Below are 20,842 nucleotides of genomic sequence, written 5' to 3'. Positions count from 1 at the left end.
TCATAACGCTTTATAAAGAAGGCGAGGAAAGTGATACCCGTGAAAATATCCATCACAAGGAAGAAGTAACGAATATCTATGGCCTCGCCAGTACACCAGTATGACACAGTTACACGGCGGCTAAAAGCGAATTGATAAGATCGCGGCTAAACTCCAGCTGCTCTTCCGCCACTGTGGGGTGATCATGAGCGTTGGCCCACAACCTAAGCAGGTCACCCACCGTGATCTGAGTAGACAACCGGCTAAGCTCCGCTTTGACCAGCGCGGGAATATTACCCCCGGTCACCGACGTGTAGCCGCGCCGGGTACCTGCCGATGCATCGAGCCAGATCAGTTCCATCCGATCAAGGTCAACCACGAACGGGACAACTACCGTGCTACGAGCGGTAATCGTTGTTGCTGCCTTGACCGTTCGCGGCTGAAAAACGTCACCGGTTAACGGTTCGTCACGCAACATCGCCCCGGTGAAACAATCCAAGGTATCGAATGTGCCTGCATCAAAGCTTATGACCACCGGAATGAGGTACCGGGCCGCCGGTAACACTTCCTGCACCGGATCACAATCACCGTAGCCGTAATCCCGGTCGCCTATAGCTACATCGATAAACTCGCATCCGCCGCGCGGATACGACCCATCGGTCACGTCGCCGGAATGGCGTAGCGTCTCACCCCACCTGCCCCGGGGTGTGCTGTGGTCAACATAGGCTACTTGTTTACTGAGGTTGCTATCGGCCAAGCTCAACGCCAGATCCACGTTCGATCCGTGCCAATGGCTAAAGATCCGCAGCACCGTTCCCGGCGCGGGTTTACCAAGGTTGATCCGTTGCCCGCGTACCCACTGATCTATGCTTTTCGACGCCTGATTGCGCCCCGTCAGTACCGGTTCCCGGTTACTAATCGGAAGTGGGTGATGTGGTGGCGGGATAAGCGTTAACCGGTGGGAAATTGCCGCATCAATGGCGGCTATCACTTTCCGATGGTGGTTGGGGTCAAGTTTCTTCTTCGATGTGGTACGCAGTACAGTCCGGTCTCCCAGTTGTGTCAGCTTTACATCAGTATCTCGGTTGTTAAGGCCATTTCTAAGTGTTATCAGCGTGCTCAGCTTGGCATGCGGTGCAGCTTTGGCCACGGCTTCTTCCACTGCCCGCGCTTTTGCCTGCCAACCTTTGGTGCGTCGAAAAGTTGCAAGGCGCATGAGGTGGGCTAATCGCCGCAACAGATTACCTGGGTTATCTGCCAACAATGCGCAGGCACTCACCACGTCGCCTGCTGCTAGGGCATCTTCCACCTGTGCGTTTTTAGTGCGATAAGTACTATTTGCAAACACCACGTCCAATTGGGTGGTGGCATACGTGTGCTCGGGGAAGTCATACGGGTGAATGCGCCTTAACACCCGCCGCCACGCGACTCGACGTTTGTGCAGCAAGTCGAGGTTCGATGCGTTGTCAAAGACCGATAACGCCAGCACGATGGTGCGTCGCACTTTCCGCGGAATGGGTTTAACTAGCAGCGGATATTCCGGCGATGCTTGCAAGTCCCGGCTCCGGGCCGGGTCTTGGCAGTAGCAGGCCAGCACCACGCGGAGCAGATCATCGACGTTGCGGGCTTTGGCAAGCCCCACATTGCATACCTCGTTGGCGTCGTGCCCAACCAGGAGTAATGCTTCCAAAGCTATCGCTAGGTTTTCCCCTCGATGGAACGTCGCGGCATACACCGAGGGCAAAACGTTCTCCGGGATATACGTAGCCACGTCTAGTACAAACTGGTGGTCTGTTTCGCTTAAACCTACAGGTTTTTCCCACTCCGTGATAAGTGTTTCCATCGTTGGCCGAAATGCCTGCAATGGCCGCAGATTTTCCGGCCAGATCTCTTCCGAGTCCTCATGCATGCTAAGTGCTGCTGCCTCTTCCACCAGCTGCTTCCATGCTTGATCTTCCAGATTGGTTTTCCACTTAGAACGCATACGCGCCGCTGCATGTACGGATAGTTGCTCCTCCGGAAAGTTTGGAAATAGCGGACGCCAGAGCCGATCACCACCCATAAGGATGGCTGCTTGCCACACGAGGTATTTCAACGACATCGCATCCAGATGTTGCAACTGATCAACATCAGCTCCGAAGCCCAACCGCAACAGCTCCACCGCTGCGGTTGCAACCTGACGCGGGCTGGCGGGTTCCGGGTGCCCGTTAGGCGAAGGTTCCGGAACAACAAACACACCCCGACGTAGCATCGCAACGGTAGTCACTACAACTTTCCTTTCATCTGTACTGCCTGCCGTATGGCAAGCGTTACAGATTCTCACGATGCCTTTACCTTGTCAACCACACCCTCCACAAGTCCCCCGCAAAACCACCCACAAAGAAGCGAATTTTAAACTAAAGAAAGTGTACGGTTGCAAAAGTTTTCCGTTTGAACTGGCAGCACGTGAAAAGCTTCGGCTATACCGACTCCAAGCGATAACTACCCAACCGGATCGGTATGAACGACAAGCTTCGTTTGCGGCTGTTTCCGGAATGTCCACAACTTATTGAGTATGAAATTCACCGGCATTGAAAAGAAAATAGCAATCAGCGTCGCCCAGTAGAACTTCGTTCGGAAACCAGTGGAGTCGTCGAAAAGCTCGCTGGAAAGCGCCATCGGTGACGTGGGATTCATCAATAATGTGGCGATAAGTTGGCTAACCAAGAACGCCAAGATACCTGTGGTAAGAAATGGGAAGAAACCCCGCAACCAGCTAACGGAACTGCTTTTGAACGTCCACATGCGATTGAGTTGGTAATTCCAAGTATTGGCCACCACGAAAGCGATGGTCATAAATACGTGGTACCAACGGATATTAAACTGCGTGCCAAGCAGATTAATAAACACATCATGCTCGGTTATTCCCCACCCCCAGCCGGCGATTTTTTTGGATAAAAACGCCACAATAAGGTTGACGAAAACGCCCGAACCACCCACCATCCCAAATTGGATGAATTGGCGGATATTGCGTCGGATTCGTGTGGAACTCACCTGTGCGCGCTTTCTTTCAAACTTCAGTTAACTTCGATAAGTGTACTCTGTGCGCCTGATTTTTCGCGGTTAGTTACGGTAGAAATCAGAATTTCGCGACGATTAACCTTACAAATAAAAAGTTTTCCCTTGACTATCCACCCACAATTTGCCAACATTATCCCCTGGTGAGGCGCTTAACCGCAGGCATCCGTTACTTCACACACCAGGTTCAGGTTCACGAAGTCCCTTTCCTCACCACCACTGACGTTCATTTATGTTGGGATAAAGCTACAACATAATATTAGGTATTAGACGCACGCCTACATCTCAACGCGAACGAGACGCCGCGATGTAACTCACCGCAATGACGAGGATAACCAGCATGATTCCTTGGCCGTTGGGGTCAAAATACACTGCTGGGATATCGTTTTCCTTGAGTACTTGCCCGCTCACGATTCCGGGAATGATTACCGGTTGATCGGTGATAGCTGAGATACCAAAAAGAACAGCTATCACGATAAAAAGCACCGAAGCGCCGAAGAGTAGTCCGGTGACGGTTGTGGCTATGAAACTACGCTGGTGCGACATGGTTTTCCCCTCACAGTTGTGACGGCTGAACATACACCACCCGATTGTATAAGAGCTTCTATACTGTTGGACTAAGCATTGTAAGAAAAATCAATTCGTTTGGGTTTGCACCACATCAGCCAAACCACTTCTCGGGTAACAGCGCGCTGATTACAATCCCACTGTTAAGACTTGCCCACGAATATGTTCTAGAAAAGGCCCTGTCAAAGACGCGCACATGAAATGGCTGCCACTTACATGAGTGTTCCCCTCACCTTGAGTGTTAGGTTTCCCACACCCATTGACCTGCTCATTTCGTTGTTGTAATTTAAGGGGCTGGTGAGGCACAACGATAACCGGCGGATTTTCATTCCTTACAACTTTCACGGAAACCGCAACCCTCATCTCCCACCTTCGCCAGGACGTTTGTAGGCATGACGTATGCCGCTGCAAACCCTGATGAAGGTTTTTTCGTAGCTACCGTTCCATAGTTTTTGCTTGTAGAAGGAGGTCACAATGGTAATGGCATACCCCAACACAACTGTTTCCATGCTGCGCAACGGGATTATTGCGATAAAGCCGGACGCGGATGTCGTTTCGTCGCCAGAAATCGCAGCAACCGCGATGTACGAATTACTTAACCTGGGATTCGTTGCCCATCGTGATGACCTCCGCCACCTCACCACGGACCAGCTCACAAGCCTCATTTTTGCAGCTAGCCAAGCTGTGGGTTCTGATCGAAGCTGGGAGCCGCTGTTCCCCGACTTTCCTGCCGAGGTGCTACGCGCCACCGACGCGGATCTGCTTGCCGCCGCAGTAGTGCATTACGTCACCGAGGGGCAGTGGCGGCCGGACGACACCCGTGACTGTCGGCGCGCCGACCTGCCCGAGATTGACTGGGCGAAAAACCGCCGGGTGCTTAAACTCAAACCGTTAAGCAGTGGCATGATCCGTCGTGCGTGGGCCGGGGCAATTGCTATGAGCCCCGCGGATAGGCAGTTTGTTACCGATGTCGCCCGATCGATCGCCTTTGATGCCGTCACACTCTTCCGCGACATCCGGTTTAACAACGGCGAGAACTTCGCCGCCGCGTTGCTGTGCCTACGCAGTCTCGGAATAGAAACCACCGAGGTCCTGCGGTTGGGGTTGAATAACGCCCGAAACGTCGACGACATTTTGCGCAGCATTTTGGTGTGCTTCTGTCGCGATTACCAGCGCGCGTTCGACCTCAATCGTCCAAAGCGACAGCGGTTGCCCCTGAACCCAATTCCGCGGCCTGCGCGCCGGGAGATTCTCAAGGTGTTGTCGCTTTTCGACGACGGACGTTCGCTGGACCTTGCGGTTCGCCGCAAGGATGTGTGGCGTAGCGTGATGCGTCGCATCCACCCGTTCGAGCTCAATGAGTCGGTGGGCGCGGAGCAATTCCTAGATGTGGTATTCGATAATGTTAGGTATCGGTCGTTTAACGCACGGGTGGAGGCGTTGCTTGCCAAAGGTGACGTCGTGGCAGCAGCCAACCTACTTGTCGCAGAACCCGGCAACCTGGTGCGCAGGATTCGACACCTGGTTCGGCTCGCCGGACACCCGGAATTAAAAGGCTGGGAAGCCGGTGCCCGGGCGATCGAATTTGCGTTGGCGGAGGCTGGCCCCAAAGTGCGGTTGAGCACGCTGATCTCCGCCTACAACGGCTTAGCAAACCATGCAGCCGCGGTTAAAATTCGCAAGCTGCGCAGAAGATTCCACATCACCGATGTTTCAAAAACGGAAAAACTAGAACCCGGGTTATTGGCGCAGGTGCTGGAGGCGTTGGAAAACGCAATTTTGGCGCGATTGACCTTAGCACCCGCCCCGGTAACCCAGTCGGTGGCAACGGGCAGCAGCATCCCGGTGGAACTGGTGCGCAGGCAGGCGTCGTCAAGCATGACAGACATCTGGCCCGGCGAACGCATCCAGCTTAACCCCACCGGAAATCACGCGGTGCTACGGGTCTTCGTGCACTGGTTCGGCGAGGACGTTGACCTTGGGGTGAGCTTTACCGATGTCGAGTTCAGCGAACAATTAAGCTACCTCGACTACACCAATATGAATTCCAATCGGCTTCGGCGATCGGTGATTCACTCCGGCGATGTGGTGAAAGCACCCAGGCCAAAAGGCGGCTGCGAGTTCATAGACATCAGATTGGGCGACGGCGCGTGGACGTGGGAAAACCTGCACCTAAAATCGCTGAATATGCAGCTTCCGTCCGCCCGCTACGCGGTTATCAGCGTCGCAAGCTTCTCGGGACAACCGTTCAGCGCGATCGACAATATCGCTGGTGTCATGGTTCGCAATGATGAGATGGCAGGATTGGTCTTTGAACCGCGCACGGTGGAAACTGCCACCGCACTCAATGTGGAATCGACCTCCGCCATTCCATTCATCGTGGATCTAGCTACCAATGAGCTCATATGGATCGACTCGTCGCTCGGCACCATCGAAGGAAAACTCAATCTGGAAAACACCGACGTGGTACCGCTGGCCTACGCTGAGCTGACCGCGCTTTCCCAGCGGCTTACCAACGGGCAACTGCTGAAACTGTGGGCCCAGGCGCACGGCGTACCCACGACCGATGAACCCGCCGAAACCGGCGGGAAAGAGCAGGTAACACGGTTACTGAAGAGCTGTTAGGAAAACGCATTTCCTTGTAGCAGGAAAGCACAACGCACGGGTGGTGGCTTCTTTGGCCCACAGGTTACATACTGTTTGTTGTTTCCCGCATTGTCAGTGCGTTGTTCAAAGCCCCACCGCAAGTGTGATTATCACCTTCGTGGGTCCTATACCTAAGACAATAAGAAAATCTGATGATAAAGCTCCGATAAAAAGCATTTGAAACTAGATTAGAAGAAGGTTGTCTTGGACAGACCCCTAAGATCAGGAATTGAGCGAGGTTACCACAATGGAATACGAAATCTTGTTGTTTATCCCCGACCGTGATGAGAACAACCAGGTTGTGATTGGACCGCGTGCTTTCTCGAAGAATGAGGAACTAAAACAGCGCTACAAAAATAGAGAAGCTTCACCATCCCCTGAGCTTAATTCGGTCATGGATCAGATCGACGACGCTATCTTCGAGTTCAGCACCTACTCGGGCGACGAGCTTTATGAAAGCGTAACGGTGTGGGGCGATAGGATAATCTGGATTTTGATTGCCGAGCCCACCGCCAAATCCCTGTACATGTATTTGATGAAGCTTGCGCTTGACAATGGCTTGGGCATGGTCGACCGCACACGGGACTTTGTGGTTCTCTACGGCGACGACGACCAACGTTTTCGGTTGTCGGTTTCAGGCAAGGTCGACATGTTAGCAGTGTCGGAGGCCGCGATCCCGCAAACGTGTAGCTATTCGGCGGACGCAGATGGGTTTTTCATTGTTGTCGATGACGCCACCAGCAAGGAGCAGCGCTTTATCCAGGCTTTCCGCTTCAATACTGAATCAACTTTCCGCTTCAACGATAAAACAGTAGTTCCTGGATGGTGGAAGGTGGAATACCACGAGGGTGATAATGAGCACCACTATCTCACGTTTGTTCCTGGCCCCGCCGAGGCTGCGGAAGCGATCCAGCAGTGGATGCGCGGGGCACCTGAGTTTTTTAAGCTGGGTTGGGAAAAGATGTTGTAATGCAGGTAAGTGGACAGTCAGCACCTGCATGTTCACCTGCTGAACGCTTAATGTTTGCCGTCGGTACCGCAGGTGATGGCGCTCTTAAGGGGTCATTCTTTACACACTAGCTAGTAACAAACCACGTACCTCGCCGTTGGAGCCACGATAACAATGAAAATGACCAAGCTATTTATCGAGTCTCATGATCTCGATTGGTTCGCCGTAAACGCCGCGAATTTCGTCGCGCATTTCACGACTGGCGGCACGGATAAAATCCCACGGGAATTACAACAATCGCAGGAATTATGGGAGTTTCACTATGACGTTATTAGTGGGCTTCCCGCTACTTCCGGCTATGTTATTTGCGAGAAAAACGTGCCGCTTTTCGACGATCCCGCTAGCCGTAACCAGTATTTAGAGTCATTTTTACACTACGCCCGGAAAGGCATTTTCAGCTTCGACATAAATTTCGACGACCTAACATACACATTAATAGCCGCCCCGGAAACACCATTAACATGTCATTCCATAACCCTGCCAACGGCTAAAGAGCTCGTGAAAATCCACAGCCCCTTTCAATGCACAACCGCAATTCGCATCTAACGCACCTAATAAACCGCGAAATTACGCCGTGTCCCGTTAGTTGTCATATCGTTTCTGGAACGCGGCGTATTTTTCGGCCGAATTAAGCTTTTCTGCCGAGTAATTCTCCAGATTTTCCGCATCATCACTATCGGCAATAGACACAAAGAAAGTAATTGCATCGGTCACTTCCTGATCGAACTGATGAATTGCCGCCCCAAATGCCCCGATTATGCTGTCGTATATATCTGACTGAAACTGCGGAAAATTATCCTCATTCACGAAACCCTGAGCTTCGTCTAGGGCTTTTTGGATCCCTTCGTTGAAGATATTATCTAACTCAGCAGGGGCCTCCCCTGTGCCAATGAAGAATTCTGGGTAGTACCACTGAACAAACGCGTGATCTCGGCTATCGGGAAATTCTGCTTTCTTTTTCTCGAAATGCGATAGCGTATTCGCGGCCCAGCCCACATAGGAACAATAGTCATCCGTATAAAGCGCGTAAGTAAAAACCTCGCCCGGGTTATTCTCGTGTAAAACAAACCGCAATGTTTCCACGACCCCACTGGAAATCTGTTCTTGTAATTTCCGGAGAATTTCTTCACTCACCACGGACATACATTTCCCCTTCATATATTGTTTTCCGTTAAGCACAACCATCGCGTTTTTGCCGGGCACAACAGAATGTAGCGCTGATGGGACGGGCTGTCAATCTGTTCGCACACGCGGGTTTGAAGCCCAGCTTGACATAAAAATTCTTGCCGTTCGCTTCCCACCAACGTCTCTTGGAAATCTGAAAAGTAGAAATCCTCTTCTTTAGTGCTCTTCAAGATGCCGCCGCATGCTATTACTGGTGATTGCATGTACCTGCACATCTGGCGGAGGAACAATGGACGATCAAGAAATTTTGCAAGGTTTTGGGAAAATTTTAATCACCGACGTGAGGGACGCCGTCATGTCAACGATGGCGATGGATTATCACGGAAGATTCAACACCCCAGAATCGAAGAATTTTCAGAAGTTGCTGGCTGAAAACAACATTCCGGAAGAGCTTTTTAATCACATATGCCTAAAAACAATCGATGAAGTCATTTTTAAACTTTTAGTCGCATTTGAGGAAAACCATCCCGAATTGATTGTGCACTACCTGGGCACAGATTTAGCCGCCATTAGCGACGGCTTAGGCGGCGATTTCCTCGGGGATTGGATACCCGACTACAGCGCCTACCCAGGCGGCGCGGAGGACGAGGCAATATAGTGTTTCCGCACTCCGCATTATCGGTAACGCTGCGAAACTGATCTCCAGGTTATGCCTAGAACGTTCGCTAACCAACTACGAGTTATCTTTTAACCGGCTGACAAACTTAGCTACATCATCGTCGGTCCCTGTCAATGCAACTCGGACAAATTGTTGTGAGTTCGGCCCATAGAAGGAACCCGGCGCGACCAGGATGCCTTTGTCGGCGAACCAGGCCACGGTGTCCCAGCAATCCTCGTTACGGGTGATCCATAGATAGAGTCCAGCTTCGGAATTGACTACTTCAAATCCTGCCTCCACAACCGCCCGCATGAGTTTCGCGCGGCGGGAAGCGTAGCGCAGTTTTTGCAAAACCTCGTGGTCGTCGTCGATAAGCGCTTCGGTCATTGCGGCCTGGATGGGTGCGGGCACCATGAGCCCCGCGTGCTTGCGCAGTTCCGTGAGTTCCGCGATCAAGGTGGGGCAACCAGCGAGGAATCCGGCGCGGTAACCGGCCAGATTGGCGGTTTTGGACAGCGAGTGTATGGCGATGAGGTTGTCGAAGTTTCCGCCTGCTACTTCCGCATCCAGAATTGATGGTGCTGGGTCTTCCCAGGTGAGGCCGAGGTAACATTCGTCGCTGGCAACAACGACGTCGTGGGCCCGGGCCCATTCGATGACTTTGCGCAGGTGGTCGGCGTCGAGGACTTTGCCGGTGGGGTTTGATGGTGAGTTTATGAACACCAAGTCGATGGTCGCGGCGGTGTCCTCGTCAAGCTCATAGCAGTAATCGTTGCGTAGCGGGGTAGCGCCGGCAAGCAGTGCTGCGACTTCGTAGGTGGGGTAGGCGATTTCCGGGATGATGACGGTGCCAGCACATCCAAGCAGGGTGGGCAGCCAAGCGATCGCTTCTTTGGTGCCAATGACGGGCAGGACACTTGTCACGTCGGGGGCGTTGTAGCGCCGTGCTAACGAATCGGTGATTGCTTGGCGCAGCTTCGGGGTGCCGATGGTCTGCGGGTAGCCAGGTTCGGCCGCGGCTTCGGCTAGTGCCAGTTGAATCCCGGGCGCTACCGCGTCGACGGGGGAACCGACGGAAAGGTTAACGATGCCTTCGGGGTGGCGGCTTGCGGTGTCCTTTGCTGGTTCAAGGAGGTTCCAGGGGAAATCCGGAAGGGTGCTGCCTAGACTGGTTCGAGCCATGAGAAACCTTTTCGTTGGTTATGCTGCGTACGCGGGAAACTAGTGTCCCATGCTAGTTCAAGTGGCACAGCAAAAAGAACTCCGCTCCCCTATGTGTCATAGGTGGGAGTTCTTTTTTGCGTTGCGATTAAAATTTCGGTTTTTATTATGCCTGTGGAGGTAACGCCGCAATGAGCGGGGCGTCGAAATCCTGTGGGCCGAGTTTTGCAGCCCCACCGGGGGCGCCGAGATCGTCGAAGAATGCGGCATTGGCATCGTTGTAGTCGATCCACTCGTCCGGAACGTCGTCCTCGTAGAAGATAGCTTCGACGGGGCATGCGGGTTCGCAGGCACCGCAGTCCACGCATTCATCAGGGTGAATATAGAGCATGCGTTTGCCTTCGTAGATGCAATCAACTGGGCATTCTTCCACGCAGGCTCGGTCCATGACATCAACGCAGGGCTGTGCGATTGTGTACGTCATTGGTGTTTAATTTCTCCAGTTTGAGTTAAATTTTTGGGTGATTGCCCTATTATGTCACTTCTGTGCGATCATAGGCCAACCGCCGCCAATCACTCCGGCTACCAGTAGCACTATGCTGCGAATATTTGCCCCAACTAATTGGTCGCCAGTAACTGAAACCATCATGGTGAGTATGAAGAATCCGGCGACCCACACCCACAGCGGAATAAGTGCGATAGCTGTGTTTTTGCTCCACAGCATGGCGGTTTTGGTGAGCACCATGTTGAAGAAAAACGCGATCGGGATGGTGTACGGCACCGGCACCCCAAAAATCCAGGTACCCAGGTACACCACTTCCAGCAAGACGCTTAAGAGCGATCCGATGCTTAGCCACAGCAGGCCAAAGGCCGCCTCACCTTTGGAGAATCCTTGGTAGGTTCGTTTTTCGGTGATCTGCTGTTCGCTTTTCGACGCCGCCGCGTCCACTCTAGCCACGCTCCTTTGGTGCTTCCAGTTCACCTGCGACCATCGCAAGGATATTCTCTTGGCTGGCGCTAGTAACTGATGTGCCCAATTGGTAGTGCTCGTAGCGCAGTACTGGTTGGGCGATCAGATTGGACAATGCGAATACGAATGGTGCTTTATCCACGTCAGTGGTGGTAGCAAAAGCCGCCTGCGGATTGGTGGCATTAACTTGCCCATCGGCTATCCACAATTGGGTGGGATGTGCTTTCATCGCTGCGACTTTTGTTGCCAGGGCGAAATCGGTGAGCCGAATCTCGATGTCGTAGGAGGTCACGCTCGCTATTTCGCCGGGTTCAGCTCGCCGCCAGCCAGGAGCCGTGGGAACGTCGATGGCGTTCAGGCCTTCTTCCAGCCGGTGCCGATCAGTCACTGCCCATAAGATCGGGGAACCGAAACCGAGTTCCTCGATAGCTTGGTGGGTGATCTCATGGGCCCTGATGTGGTCGGGGTGGCCGTACCCGCCATCGGGGCCATAAGTGATGACGATGTGCGGTGGGGTTTCCCGCAAAATCTCTTTGAGTTGTTCCACTGCTGGATCGCCGGAATTGATAAAGGCCCGGGGGTGATCGTTGGCTTTATCCCCCGCCATTCCGGAATCACGCCAGCACCCAGCTCCGCCTAAGAACACGCCACGTGCGCCCAATATGGACAGTGAGTCTTGTAATTCTCGAATCCTAAAACCACCTAATTGGTCAGCCCGGTCGGCTACGAGATCGGCGAACGGTTCCCCGATAACCTCGCCTTGTTCCCCCAAGGTACAGGTGACGACCACAACATTGGCACCCCGGTGTGCCAAGCTGGCAAGTATTCCACCGGTCCAGATTGCTTCGTCATCGGGGTGAGCATGAACGGCAACGATGGTAACGCCGCTTAGATTCGTCATTTGGTTTCGATCCTCCACTGTTCCAAGGAACTAAGGCCATCCGGCCACTGGGTCAAGTCCTCGTCTGGTCCTAGGATACCTTTTCCTAGTACCTCCAACCGTACGTCGTAAGCAAGGGTGGTAACCAATGCTTCTTCGGCTTCTAGCTCGGCTATAACTTTTTCTAGTTCTTCTTCCGTTTTCAGCCCGGCATTGTATTCCTTGAGAAATATCTCCGTTTCCTCGTTGCAATAACCAGACCGATTCGCCCCCAACACCTCTTTTACCGGGCAGGCATATTTATCCGCCACAGTGGTGTTGCTTAACGCCACCACCACATCAACACCACCTGCCGGAATCAGACTACGCATCAGTTCATTAGTATCAGCCTGAACAACGGTAGCCCTCACGTCCATTCCAGCTAAAACATGAACCATGGTGGTGGCGGCTGCCGCAGCCACCGGATTCGCTGGGTCCACCCCTATCCGCAGCGGCTCGGTCATCGCCTTAAGATGCAGCGGCTCTGGCTTATGGTCCCGTTCTGGAACCGACATCTCCGAATCCCGGCCGTAGGCTAACTGCGCGATCAAAGTTGGGTCGATAATCGTTTGCAGTTCTTGGCGCAATATTTTTGATAATTTAGCGTTCGCCACGACTTCCAGCGCATAGCTATCTGCCTCAACCCGCACTTGAGTATCTGGAATAAGTTCAAAGGCACGTGTGGAGGTTTGGGTGGGAGTGATGTCCATGAAACTGATCTGGCCATTGCTGATTAGTTCCAAACCTTGGGCGGTGGAGCGGATTTCCCTGAAACTCACGATTTCCACCCGGGCAGGTTCTTTACCCCAGAACCTGTCGTTTCGGTTTAATGTTACGACCCCGCGATTGCGGTCGAAATTACGCATGGTGAACTTCCCGGCAGACGCCGGGATACCGCCTGCTAAAACGGTGCTGAATTTCTCGCCGCGCAGCAAATGACTCGGCAAAAGATGGTTAAACAGCGTGCGCCACTGGCTAAAGCTTTCGGCGAAGGTAACTTCAATGACTTTGCCGCCGCTTGCCGATGTCACATCCTCAATCGCCCGGTAACCTGCCGGATTAACCGTTCCGGGCGTCTTAAGCATCGAATCCCAAAGATACTCAAAATCTGCCACCGTAATTGGTGTGCCATCGCTCCACTGCGCCTCGGGCGCTAATTGGTACCTGATAGTTTTTGCTTCTACCAATGGGGGCTGTTCCGGTTGTGTTTCTTCTTTGTTTTCTTCGTCGGTAGGTGTGATGGTGTTGATGACCGTGCCGGATTCATCTATTACTTCAACGGATTCCAGTAAATCACCGTTGATTGTGCCTGCAATAAAGGTACTCGGTAGCACCAATCCGGCGAGGGTTTGAGTGAAGCGGGAATCGTCGGCAAGCAAATGCGGATTAAACCCGGTGTACACCGGGTCGATCCCTATTGCTAATTCCTGGGCTTGTTTGCGTGGCTGTGTGGAGGTGGTAGTGGGTTTAGGCGAAACCGAAGCTATGGGGTCTTCCACTGGCGCGGGGCCGGGTGTGGCTGAGCACGCCACCGTGCACAACGCAACCATAAGCAGCACACCGCCGCGACACAATTTGGACATGCGTTTAAGTGTACTTTCATTTCCACCACGGCACCGAACGAACAGATGTATCTTTGAAAAAGTATTTCCCCGCCCCGATAGCTGAAGGGAACCTAATGTCCGACACCCTCAATCGGCTAGAAGCATTTCTCAACACCTTAGAACCCAACCAACGCAGCCAGGTGGAACAACTCATTGATGATTTAATCGATGCATCGTTTCTCATTTCTACCGCGCCGGAGCCATCCGAACCGGCACCACCGGCCGAAACCGCAGACCTGGGTGGCGGCGTCGACAAGCAGCCTGAGGAAAATTATGAGACGCTGGAGTATTTCGCGCATCCGGACAGGGTTAACAAAGATCCCATCATCCGATGCCATTACGACGTTTTGCTTGAGATTTTTAGCATCATAGCCGAGGTTTCCAGGCATCTTGAATACGGGTCCGATGCGCTTTATGACAACCATCGCATCTACGACGGCGACTTTGACGCCGACGTTTCGGAGATCACCGAGAAAGTCGGCCGTGAGAAACTCGTGCAGTTTCTGCGCGCCTATGGGCTTATCCTCATGTGTAACCTGGTGCTAGTTTTTGACGAACAATTCCAGGGCGGCAGTTTCGGATTATGGGAATTAAACGATGAGGGCGATGCTGACGGCTACCCCATTGATTGCCTCCACGAAATGTATTTTGGGTTTGCCGATGAACTATCCGACCAGTGGTATAGCTCCATAGGAAACTAAACCAACAAACAAGACGAAAGAGAGTGTAAGAGCTATGGACGAACTGCTTAATCAACTACCCGAATCCGATCGCGCTCTGGTTAAACGGCAATTGGAATCCTTGAACGAAACAGACCGCGCAAGGTTTAACGAATTGGTGCACCGCTTTGAACAGCAAGAGGCGCGCAACCCCATTCAGGAAGCTCTAGGCTGCGTTTCGGAAACTAGAATTCCGCAACATGCCCGGTTCCTCGTGCTCAAGGAGCTTTATCGCATGATCTACGACGTAACCGACAATCAAAGCTTAGCCAGCGACATGCTTTCGTGCAGTGAGTATGACGGCGACGAACGCGCCGAGGCTTTCGAGGCGGAAACGGAAGCTATCGCCGCCGAGATCGGCGAGGAACGGTTGACGGAATACTTGCGTAATTACGGCCTTGGCATGATGTATAACGTTGCCGCCCATCTTCTCGACGATCCGCATAACATCGTCGGCGACGACTCATTCGGATGGTCGTTGATGGAACATGATTCCGATGGCGAACTGACAGGGCGCAATATTGGCGGCCTGCATGAAGATTTCGTGGATTTCCCGCAGTATTATCTCAGCGACAGCTGGCTGAAGAAGTGGGACTAAAACAACCTAAAACGCGGTGGTTCCCGGTGCTTTCATCTTCGCCCGGATCCACCGAGCGGTTGTAGGTTGAGGTTAAAAACCTGTATCAGGTTGCGGTTGGCAAGCACAGAGTTATGCCGGTTTAGTTTTACGCTGAAAATCTTACCTGTTGCTGAATTTACCAATCTCGCTCGGCGATAGCGTCTTCAACGTCGATGGGGATCTCGAACCAGTCGAGAATGACAGCCACGTTTTCGGCAATGCATTCGCGCGCAACCGTTTCGATCTCACTGTCGTTCTCATCGAACTCTTCGGCCAGGTCGTTGATCGCCAAGGTCATGGTGTCAAGCGCCGCCTGGATCTTCGTGGTGTCCTGCTCCCCCGTTTCAAGGAGGCTAATCACTTTCTCAAGTTCAGCCTTCACTTTATCCACAAGGAAATCCGGGTAGTAGCCGTCGCGGTACATATCCGTCAGCAGAACATACTCAGGATCAAACGATGTCACGGGGTTGCTCCTTTATTTTTTAAAAAAATCATCCCCGCCAGATCACATAATTTGCTTTTGATGTTAGACACTGAAAGCTGTCAGATTCGGCGGTTACACTCACCGTAACAAAAATTTCCGCACCCTGAAGCGAAATTCTTGACCAAGCTCAAGCGGATTTTTGCTACTACTTCGCCTCCACACGAAACGCCCCCGCAAGGCTGTCGCACATGACTTGACAGGTAGATCCTTGCAGGGGCGTTACGTGTTGGTTGTAAGCAACCATCACGTACTGCTTGCTACTTATTGCGGTTCTTTTCCCGCGACCGGGCGCGAGCACGTTCGGTGGCGTTCAGAATAACCTTGCGCACCCGAAGCGAATCTGGGGTGACTTCCACGCATTCGTCCTGGCCACAGAATTCCATCGCTTCGTCCAGGCTCAGAACGTGTGCCTTAGCCAGGGTTACCGTCGCGTCGGCAGTGGCGGAACGCATGTTGGTGAGTTTCTTTTCCTTGGTGATGTTGATGTCCATATCCTCATCGCGGTTATTGGCACCAACCACCATGCCCTCGTAGGCTTCCATGCCAGGCTCAACGAAGAAATTGCCACGATCAGCCAATTGCTGCAACGCATAGGCAGTGATCTGGCCAGAACGGTCAGCCACCAAGGAACCGGAGGCACGGTCCTTGATCTCCCCTGCCCACGGACGAGCCTCGATGGAATAGGAGTTAGCGATACCTGCACCACGGGTTTCGGTGAGGAAGGTGGTCCTAAAACCGATCAAACCACGGGCAGGAACGTCGAATTCCATCCGAACCCAGTCTCCAGACAGGTTCGCCATGGAGGTCATTTGCCCCTTACGGGCCGCCATGAGTTGGGTAACCGCACCCTGGTGCTCACTTGGGGTATCGATAACCATGTGATCGTACGGTTCGTATACCTGGCCGTCCACAGTGTGGGTCACAACCTGCGGCTTGCCGACGGTCAACTCGAAGCCTTCGCGCCGCATGGTTTCCACCAATACCGACAAAGCCATTTCGCCCCGGCCTTGTACTTCCCACGCATCTGGACGTTCGGTAGGAAGTACCCGAATAGAGACGTTACCGATCAATTCCTGATCCAAGCGTGCCTTGACCATGCGGGCAGTGAGTTTATCGCCGCCGCCACGCCCAGCCAATGGAGAGGTATTAACACCAATGGTCATGGAGATGGCTGGCTCATCCACGGTGATCCGAGGAAGCGCAACCGGGTTATCAATATCGGCGAGGGTATCGCCGATCATGATGTTGTCGATGCCAGAAATTGCGGCAATATCGCCAGCGATCATTTCCTCATTGGTGGATTCGCGGGAGACGCCTACCGTCTTGAGCAATTCCGCAATCTTGACGTTCTTGACGTGTTGGTTGCCCTCGTCGTCGTAGTGAATCCAGGCAACCTGCTGGCCCTTTTTCAAGGTTCCGGCGTGGATACGCACCAAGGCGATACGACCTAAGAAGGAGGACGAGTCGAGGTTGGTGACGTGCGCTTGGAGAGGTGCGTCAACGGTAGCGGAAGGTTCCGGCAGGGCTTCGTAGATGACGTCGAAAAGCGCCTGGAGGTCTTCGGCCTCCGGAACGTTTCCGTTGCCTGGGTTCTCGGTAGATGCTTTGCCTTCCCGGCCGGAAGCATACAGAACCGGAAGGTCGAGAAGCTGTTCCGCCGCCTCGGCGGCTTCTGGATCATCGAGAGAAGACGCAAGTTCCAGCAACAGATCCTGCGCTTCTTCGACCACTTCATCAATGCGGGCATCTGGCCGGTCAGTCTTATTCACTACGATGATGACAGGCATTTTCGCTGCCAGCGCCTTGCCGAGGACAAAACGCGTTTGCGGCAACGGACCCTCGGAGGCGTCGATAAGCAGAACAACACCATCGACCATGGATAGGCCGCGTTCAACCTCGCCGCCGAAATCGGCGTGACCTGGGGTATCAATGACGTTAATAATGAGGTCATTGCCGTCCTTGCCTAAGCCTTTGCGACGAATGGCGGTGTTCTTCGCGAGGATGGTGATGCCTTTTTCTTTTTCCAGATCGCCGGAGTCCATCACGCGGTCGGTAACTTCACCACGGTCGCCAAAAACGCCTGATTGCTCTAGCATGGCGTTGACGAGGGTGGTTTTGCCGTGGTCTACGTGAGCGACGATGGCTACATTGCGAAATTCTGGACGGCTCAAACTGGTGACTCCTCAAACTGCATAAAAAATTAACGTACCAACCCTACTCCACCAGGTGGGGGTAGCGCACCTTGCAATCGAGATTGCGGCAAAAGTGAGGCGCTAAACACGTTGCAGATCTTTTATCCAACAGCATCACCTTGATGCCTTGACAGTTGAAAAACACGTGGGCAGAGGGGATTCTTTCTTCCGTTACTTACCCCTCAAACGGGCGGGAAAAAGCTTAACTGAAAATGAATTACGTGAGATTTTGCTGATAATTACACGGAGGTGATCTTGGAATTCTTGGGGAAATGCCTTGACATACAAAACAAACCTGTTAATTATTGATACTTGAGTTAATTACTGTGACTAATGAGGAAATTGGTAAAAAAGTCGATATTGTACGGTAAATACGTTTCCTCATTTATTGCTTTGGTTCCCATGTGAAAGGTTGCCCTGTGCTACCACATCGTTATGCGCCCACCCGCAATGTCCGCATGCCGAAATCGCTAAGCCGCATCGCGGGCGCGATCACCGCAATCACAATTTCAATCGCAAGCCCAACCATCGCAGCGGCCAGCGAAGCCCAACCAGCACCAGCCGTTGGGTCTTCCAGTTCCTCCGCGATGGGCCCAGTAGTTAAACTCAGTGATCTTTCTCCTATCGACGAATTAGGCCGCCCTCGGCAACAACTCCTTGACCAGGCTCGCCACTTCGCAACCACCACCCCACTACCTGATAATCTACGTGCCACCATCCTTGCTGGCGTGGCATTTTATGAAGGCTCCGACAAGGGCAACGCTGATGTCCAACTGCCGGAAAACGGGCCGCGATTCAAGCAATTCTACTGGCCAACGGTTGCAAGCAAGTGCATTAACGCCAGCATGGACTCCGTAGGTTCCGGCATCGCGGTTCCAGGCCCTGCCGCAATTCCAGCGCCAGGGGCCAAACCGGGTGAAACCACATTCCTATTCACCGCTCTCGGCACTGGCAAATTGGCACATTCCGACATGAAGGTGCACTGGTTCAACATGAAGACGTTGAAGTTCGGCACCACCTCCTTGGGCTACAACGGAATCAACCCAGAGGGACCAGCCACTGTGTCCGGCGTAGCGGAAACCGGAAACGGACCAATTGTGGCTGTAATGGATGGGGCAATCGACACGATAGAAAAAGAAAGTAATGCTCACTGCTCGTTTATTCCAACGGCTGCTTTCTTTGAGGTGTACTAAATGACCGATCTCCATCCGGTAAAGGAAGAAACCTTTGATCTCAAGGCCAACACCAACGTTGATCCCAAAGGCTTCCTGCGCGCTGTCGATACCTACCGCGAAACCGATTTCGGGCTATACATGGCCAGAGGTGCGGACCATCCGAACTTTGGGTATCTAGAAAGCTGGCTTCTGCCTGAACTTGGACTGCGTGCAAATGTCTTCCACTACCGCGATGGAGTAACCGAGCGTGAAGACATCTACATTGATGTGGTGGAAATCTCCGTAGAAGACGGTGTGTGGACCACCCGTGACCTATACGTTGATCTCATTTGGAACGCTGGCGACGGTGTCGAAGTTGTCGATATTGACGAATTAGCCGCTGCGACTTCTGCTGGTCTCATTTCCGCCGAGGATGCCGAAAAGGCAATCGAGGCTACTCTTGCTGCTGTTGAGGGTATCACCCGCCACAACGATAATCCGACCGAGTGGATGAAGTCCCAAGGTATCGACATTAATTGGGCACAGGAAGTTAATTTAATTCCCTCACTTTAGGCCCGAACCTCTGGTTCATCTGATACGTTAAAACTGCATAATATCCATGCACGTCACCCGGATCTAAATGTGTGGTCGCCCCATTATGTACCCACAAAAAGATACGAGTGACGTCGTTTTATTAGATCAATTCTGCATACCGCATTACGAAAGCCACGCCTTCTTTCATGAGCACCATCACTATCTACCATAATTCGCGTTGTTCTAAGTCTCGCGCCGCAATTAATTACCTCGAAACCCACGCGCCAGATGCAGAAATCACCGTCATTAATTATCTTGACACCCCGCCCTCTGCCGCCGAGCTGAAAGAAATTCTAAGCAATGCTGGGATATCGGCGCACGAAGCAATTCGTAGTGGCGAATCGGCATATAAGGAATTAGCATTAAGTAAGTCTATGGCTGAGGACGAACTAATCGAGATAATGGTCACCCACCCCATACTCATTGAACGTCCCATCGTCGTTACCGATAAGGGCGCAGTTATTGCCCGCCCCACTGAAAAAATCGCGGAGGTTTTGTAACTCATGCTGAACTGGATGAAGAAAACTGCTGTCGCTATTGCGGTAGCGGTAGCGTCGACAAGCATCATGGCAGCTCCTGCCGGGGCTATCATGGGCGGACGTGCCCAGTCCACCGACTCCCTGGCACTGCTGTTCTTCGGCAATGCACAATGCTCCGGCACCGTTATCGCCCCGGATTGGGTCGTTACCGCAAAGCACTGCATTCACCAGGGCGACTCCGCAATCATCATTAAAAAGCAAACGCACTACCCTGCCGAGGCGATTCTGCATCCCAAGGATGACATCGCGCTCGTTCGCCTCGATCGCCCAACGGATGTCCCGCCCGCACAGTTGTCTGGCTCCAACCTGCATCCAGGGGAGCGCGGCACCGTTGTCGGCTGGGGTGGCGGCGAATTCACCGGCGCGCTTATGGCCGATGCAGTAGTGCAGCGTCGGGTACACAACCTGCCAGCACCACTGAACAACGTCACTGTTATCGAGTCCCAGATAGAACGAGGCCGCATTGAGTTCGGGGATTCCGGCGGTCCGCTTTTCGACGGCGATGGGCGCCTTGCGGGGGTTCAATCCGCTGCTGCGGGACCTGGCACCGTAGCTTTCCACGTTCCTGTGACAGAGCATATGGATTGGATCTGCCGCCACTCAGGTCTACAACGCACAAAAATTTCGGATCAACCAAGTGTCAACGTAGATTCCAAGGCTCACCCGACGTACGTCCCACAACCTCGGTTCCCGGTAATTGGCAGCTCAGTTATCGAATCGCTTCTAAACTACAACTTCGATCTGCGATATTTCCAGATGCCAACCTCCAGCTAGAGCATTCAATCCGCTGCTAAGGCTTCGGCTTACCGCATCGCCCGTCACCCCACGCTGGTGATGGGCGTTTTT

Annotated in this window: 21 protein-coding genes; 10 read left to right on the top strand and 11 right to left on the bottom strand. The window is 52.9% G+C overall.

Going from position 1 to position 20,842, the window contains the following annotated elements; translation table 11 throughout:
• Window positions 1-109: 109 nt before the first annotated feature.
• The 3 genes from CMUST_RS05835 to CMUST_RS05825 form a co-directional block, all read right to left on the bottom strand.
• The gene (locus CMUST_RS05835; protein WP_047261722.1) at window positions 110-2,245 is read right to left on the bottom strand and encodes a hypothetical protein; all 2,136 of its coding nucleotides are present in this window, start codon (window positions 2,243-2,245) and stop codon (window positions 110-112) included.
• A 215-nt stretch (window positions 2,246-2,460) separates the two neighbouring features.
• Window positions 2,461-2,961: a GtrA family protein gene (locus CMUST_RS05830; RefSeq protein ID WP_083987707.1), complete on the bottom strand. Its 501-nt coding sequence runs from the start codon at window positions 2,959-2,961 to the stop codon at window positions 2,461-2,463.
• Window positions 2,962-3,321: 360 nt separating this feature from the next.
• The gene (locus tag CMUST_RS05825; protein ID WP_047261720.1) at window positions 3,322-3,582 is read right to left on the bottom strand and encodes a hypothetical protein; all 261 of its coding nucleotides are present in this window, start codon (window positions 3,580-3,582) and stop codon (window positions 3,322-3,324) included.
• A gap of 501 nt (window positions 3,583-4,083) precedes the next feature.
• Between CMUST_RS05825 and CMUST_RS05820 the strand changes: the two genes are divergently transcribed.
• The 3 genes from CMUST_RS05820 to CMUST_RS05810 all read left to right on the top strand — a co-directional run bounded on the left by CMUST_RS05820 (window position 4,084) and on the right by CMUST_RS05810 (window position 7,804).
• On the top strand, window positions 4,084-6,228 hold the full coding sequence (locus CMUST_RS05820; RefSeq protein WP_047263422.1) for a hypothetical protein: 2,145 nt from the start codon (window positions 4,084-4,086) through the stop codon (window positions 6,226-6,228).
• Window positions 6,229-6,496: 268 nt separating this feature from the next.
• The gene (locus CMUST_RS05815) at window positions 6,497-7,219 is read left to right on the top strand and encodes a hypothetical protein (RefSeq protein WP_047261719.1); all 723 of its coding nucleotides are present in this window, start codon (window positions 6,497-6,499) and stop codon (window positions 7,217-7,219) included.
• A gap of 159 nt (window positions 7,220-7,378) precedes the next feature.
• Window positions 7,379-7,804 carry a hypothetical protein gene (locus CMUST_RS05810; protein ID WP_144414135.1) on the top strand — a complete coding sequence of 142 codons (426 nt, stop codon included), beginning with the start codon at window positions 7,379-7,381 and terminating at the stop codon, window positions 7,802-7,804.
• A gap of 36 nt (window positions 7,805-7,840) precedes the next feature.
• Here the strand turns inward: CMUST_RS05810 and CMUST_RS05805 are convergent, their stop codons facing one another.
• Complete coding sequence (locus CMUST_RS05805) at window positions 7,841-8,401, bottom strand: DUF4303 domain-containing protein (protein ID WP_047261718.1); 561 nt, start codon at window positions 8,399-8,401, stop codon at window positions 7,841-7,843.
• Window positions 8,402-8,672: 271 nt separating this feature from the next.
• On the opposite strand from CMUST_RS05805, the gene CMUST_RS05800 reads away from it, so the two are divergent.
• On the top strand, window positions 8,673-9,041 hold the full coding sequence (locus CMUST_RS05800; RefSeq protein ID WP_047261717.1) for a hypothetical protein: 369 nt from the start codon (window positions 8,673-8,675) through the stop codon (window positions 9,039-9,041).
• Between the two features lie 75 nt (window positions 9,042-9,116).
• On the opposite strand, the gene dapC is transcribed toward CMUST_RS05800, so the two are convergent.
• The 5 genes from dapC to CMUST_RS05775 all read right to left on the bottom strand — a co-directional run bounded on the left by dapC (window position 9,117) and on the right by CMUST_RS05775 (window position 13,674).
• Window positions 9,117-10,223 (bottom strand): succinyldiaminopimelate transaminase, encoded by a 1,107-nt coding sequence (gene dapC / locus CMUST_RS05795; RefSeq protein WP_047261716.1) that lies wholly within the window; start codon window positions 10,221-10,223, stop codon window positions 9,117-9,119.
• A gap of 145 nt (window positions 10,224-10,368) precedes the next feature.
• Window positions 10,369-10,686 (bottom strand): ferredoxin, encoded by a 318-nt coding sequence (fdxA, locus tag CMUST_RS05790; RefSeq protein ID WP_047261715.1) that lies wholly within the window; start codon window positions 10,684-10,686, stop codon window positions 10,369-10,371.
• Window positions 10,687-10,740: 54 nt separating this feature from the next.
• Window positions 10,741-11,151, bottom strand: a complete 411-nt coding sequence (locus tag CMUST_RS05785; protein WP_236690193.1) for a hypothetical protein — start codon at window positions 11,149-11,151, stop codon at window positions 10,741-10,743.
• A gap of 1 nt (window position 11,152) precedes the next feature.
• A complete protein-coding gene (mshB, locus tag CMUST_RS05780; RefSeq protein WP_047261714.1) occupies window positions 11,153-12,073 on the bottom strand; it encodes an N-acetyl-1-D-myo-inositol-2-amino-2-deoxy-alpha-D-glucopyranoside deacetylase in 921 nt (306 codons plus the stop codon).
• Window positions 12,070-13,674, bottom strand: coding sequence for an ABC transporter family substrate-binding protein (locus CMUST_RS05775; RefSeq protein ID WP_047261713.1), 1,605 nt, complete (start codon window positions 13,672-13,674; stop codon window positions 12,070-12,072). The genes mshB and CMUST_RS05775 overlap by 4 nt, the downstream gene beginning before the upstream one ends.
• A gap of 95 nt (window positions 13,675-13,769) precedes the next feature.
• Between CMUST_RS05775 and CMUST_RS05770 the strand changes: the two genes are divergently transcribed.
• Window positions 13,770-14,396 (top strand): hypothetical protein, encoded by a 627-nt coding sequence (locus tag CMUST_RS05770; RefSeq protein WP_047261712.1) that lies wholly within the window; start codon window positions 13,770-13,772, stop codon window positions 14,394-14,396.
• A gap of 34 nt (window positions 14,397-14,430) precedes the next feature.
• Window positions 14,431-15,012 (top strand): hypothetical protein, encoded by a 582-nt coding sequence (locus tag CMUST_RS05765; RefSeq protein ID WP_047261711.1) that lies wholly within the window; start codon window positions 14,431-14,433, stop codon window positions 15,010-15,012.
• Between the two features lie 157 nt (window positions 15,013-15,169).
• On the opposite strand, the gene CMUST_RS05760 is transcribed toward CMUST_RS05765, so the two are convergent.
• The gene (locus CMUST_RS05760) at window positions 15,170-15,496 is read right to left on the bottom strand and encodes a DUF5713 family protein (RefSeq protein ID WP_047261710.1); all 327 of its coding nucleotides are present in this window, start codon (window positions 15,494-15,496) and stop codon (window positions 15,170-15,172) included.
• A 278-nt stretch (window positions 15,497-15,774) separates the two neighbouring features.
• Window positions 15,775-17,688: a translational GTPase TypA gene (gene typA / locus CMUST_RS05755; protein ID WP_047261709.1), complete on the bottom strand. Its 1,914-nt coding sequence runs from the start codon at window positions 17,686-17,688 to the stop codon at window positions 15,775-15,777.
• A gap of 479 nt (window positions 17,689-18,167) precedes the next feature.
• Between typA and CMUST_RS05750 the strand changes: the two genes are divergently transcribed.
• The 4 genes from CMUST_RS05750 (at window position 18,168) to CMUST_RS05735 (ending at window position 20,770) form a co-directional block, all read left to right on the top strand.
• Entirely contained in the window at window positions 18,168-18,902 is a 735-nt protein-coding gene (locus tag CMUST_RS05750; protein WP_047263419.1) for an Rv1157c family protein, read from the top strand.
• Window positions 18,903-19,436 (top strand): DUF402 domain-containing protein, encoded by a 534-nt coding sequence (locus CMUST_RS05745; protein WP_047261708.1) that lies wholly within the window; start codon window positions 18,903-18,905, stop codon window positions 19,434-19,436.
• Between the two features lie 167 nt (window positions 19,437-19,603).
• Window positions 19,604-19,957, top strand: coding sequence for an arsenate reductase (glutaredoxin) (gene arsC / locus CMUST_RS05740; protein WP_047261707.1), 354 nt, complete (start codon window positions 19,604-19,606; stop codon window positions 19,955-19,957).
• A 15-nt stretch (window positions 19,958-19,972) separates the two neighbouring features.
• Complete coding sequence (locus CMUST_RS05735) at window positions 19,973-20,770, top strand: S1 family peptidase (RefSeq protein WP_236690168.1); 798 nt, start codon at window positions 19,973-19,975, stop codon at window positions 20,768-20,770.
• Window positions 20,771-20,842 lie beyond the last annotated feature (72 nt).

The organism is Corynebacterium mustelae, assembly GCF_001020985.1.
Lineage (GTDB): Bacteria > Actinomycetota > Actinomycetes > Mycobacteriales > Mycobacteriaceae > Corynebacterium > Corynebacterium mustelae.
This window is presented reverse-complemented; position numbering and strand designations above follow the sequence as displayed.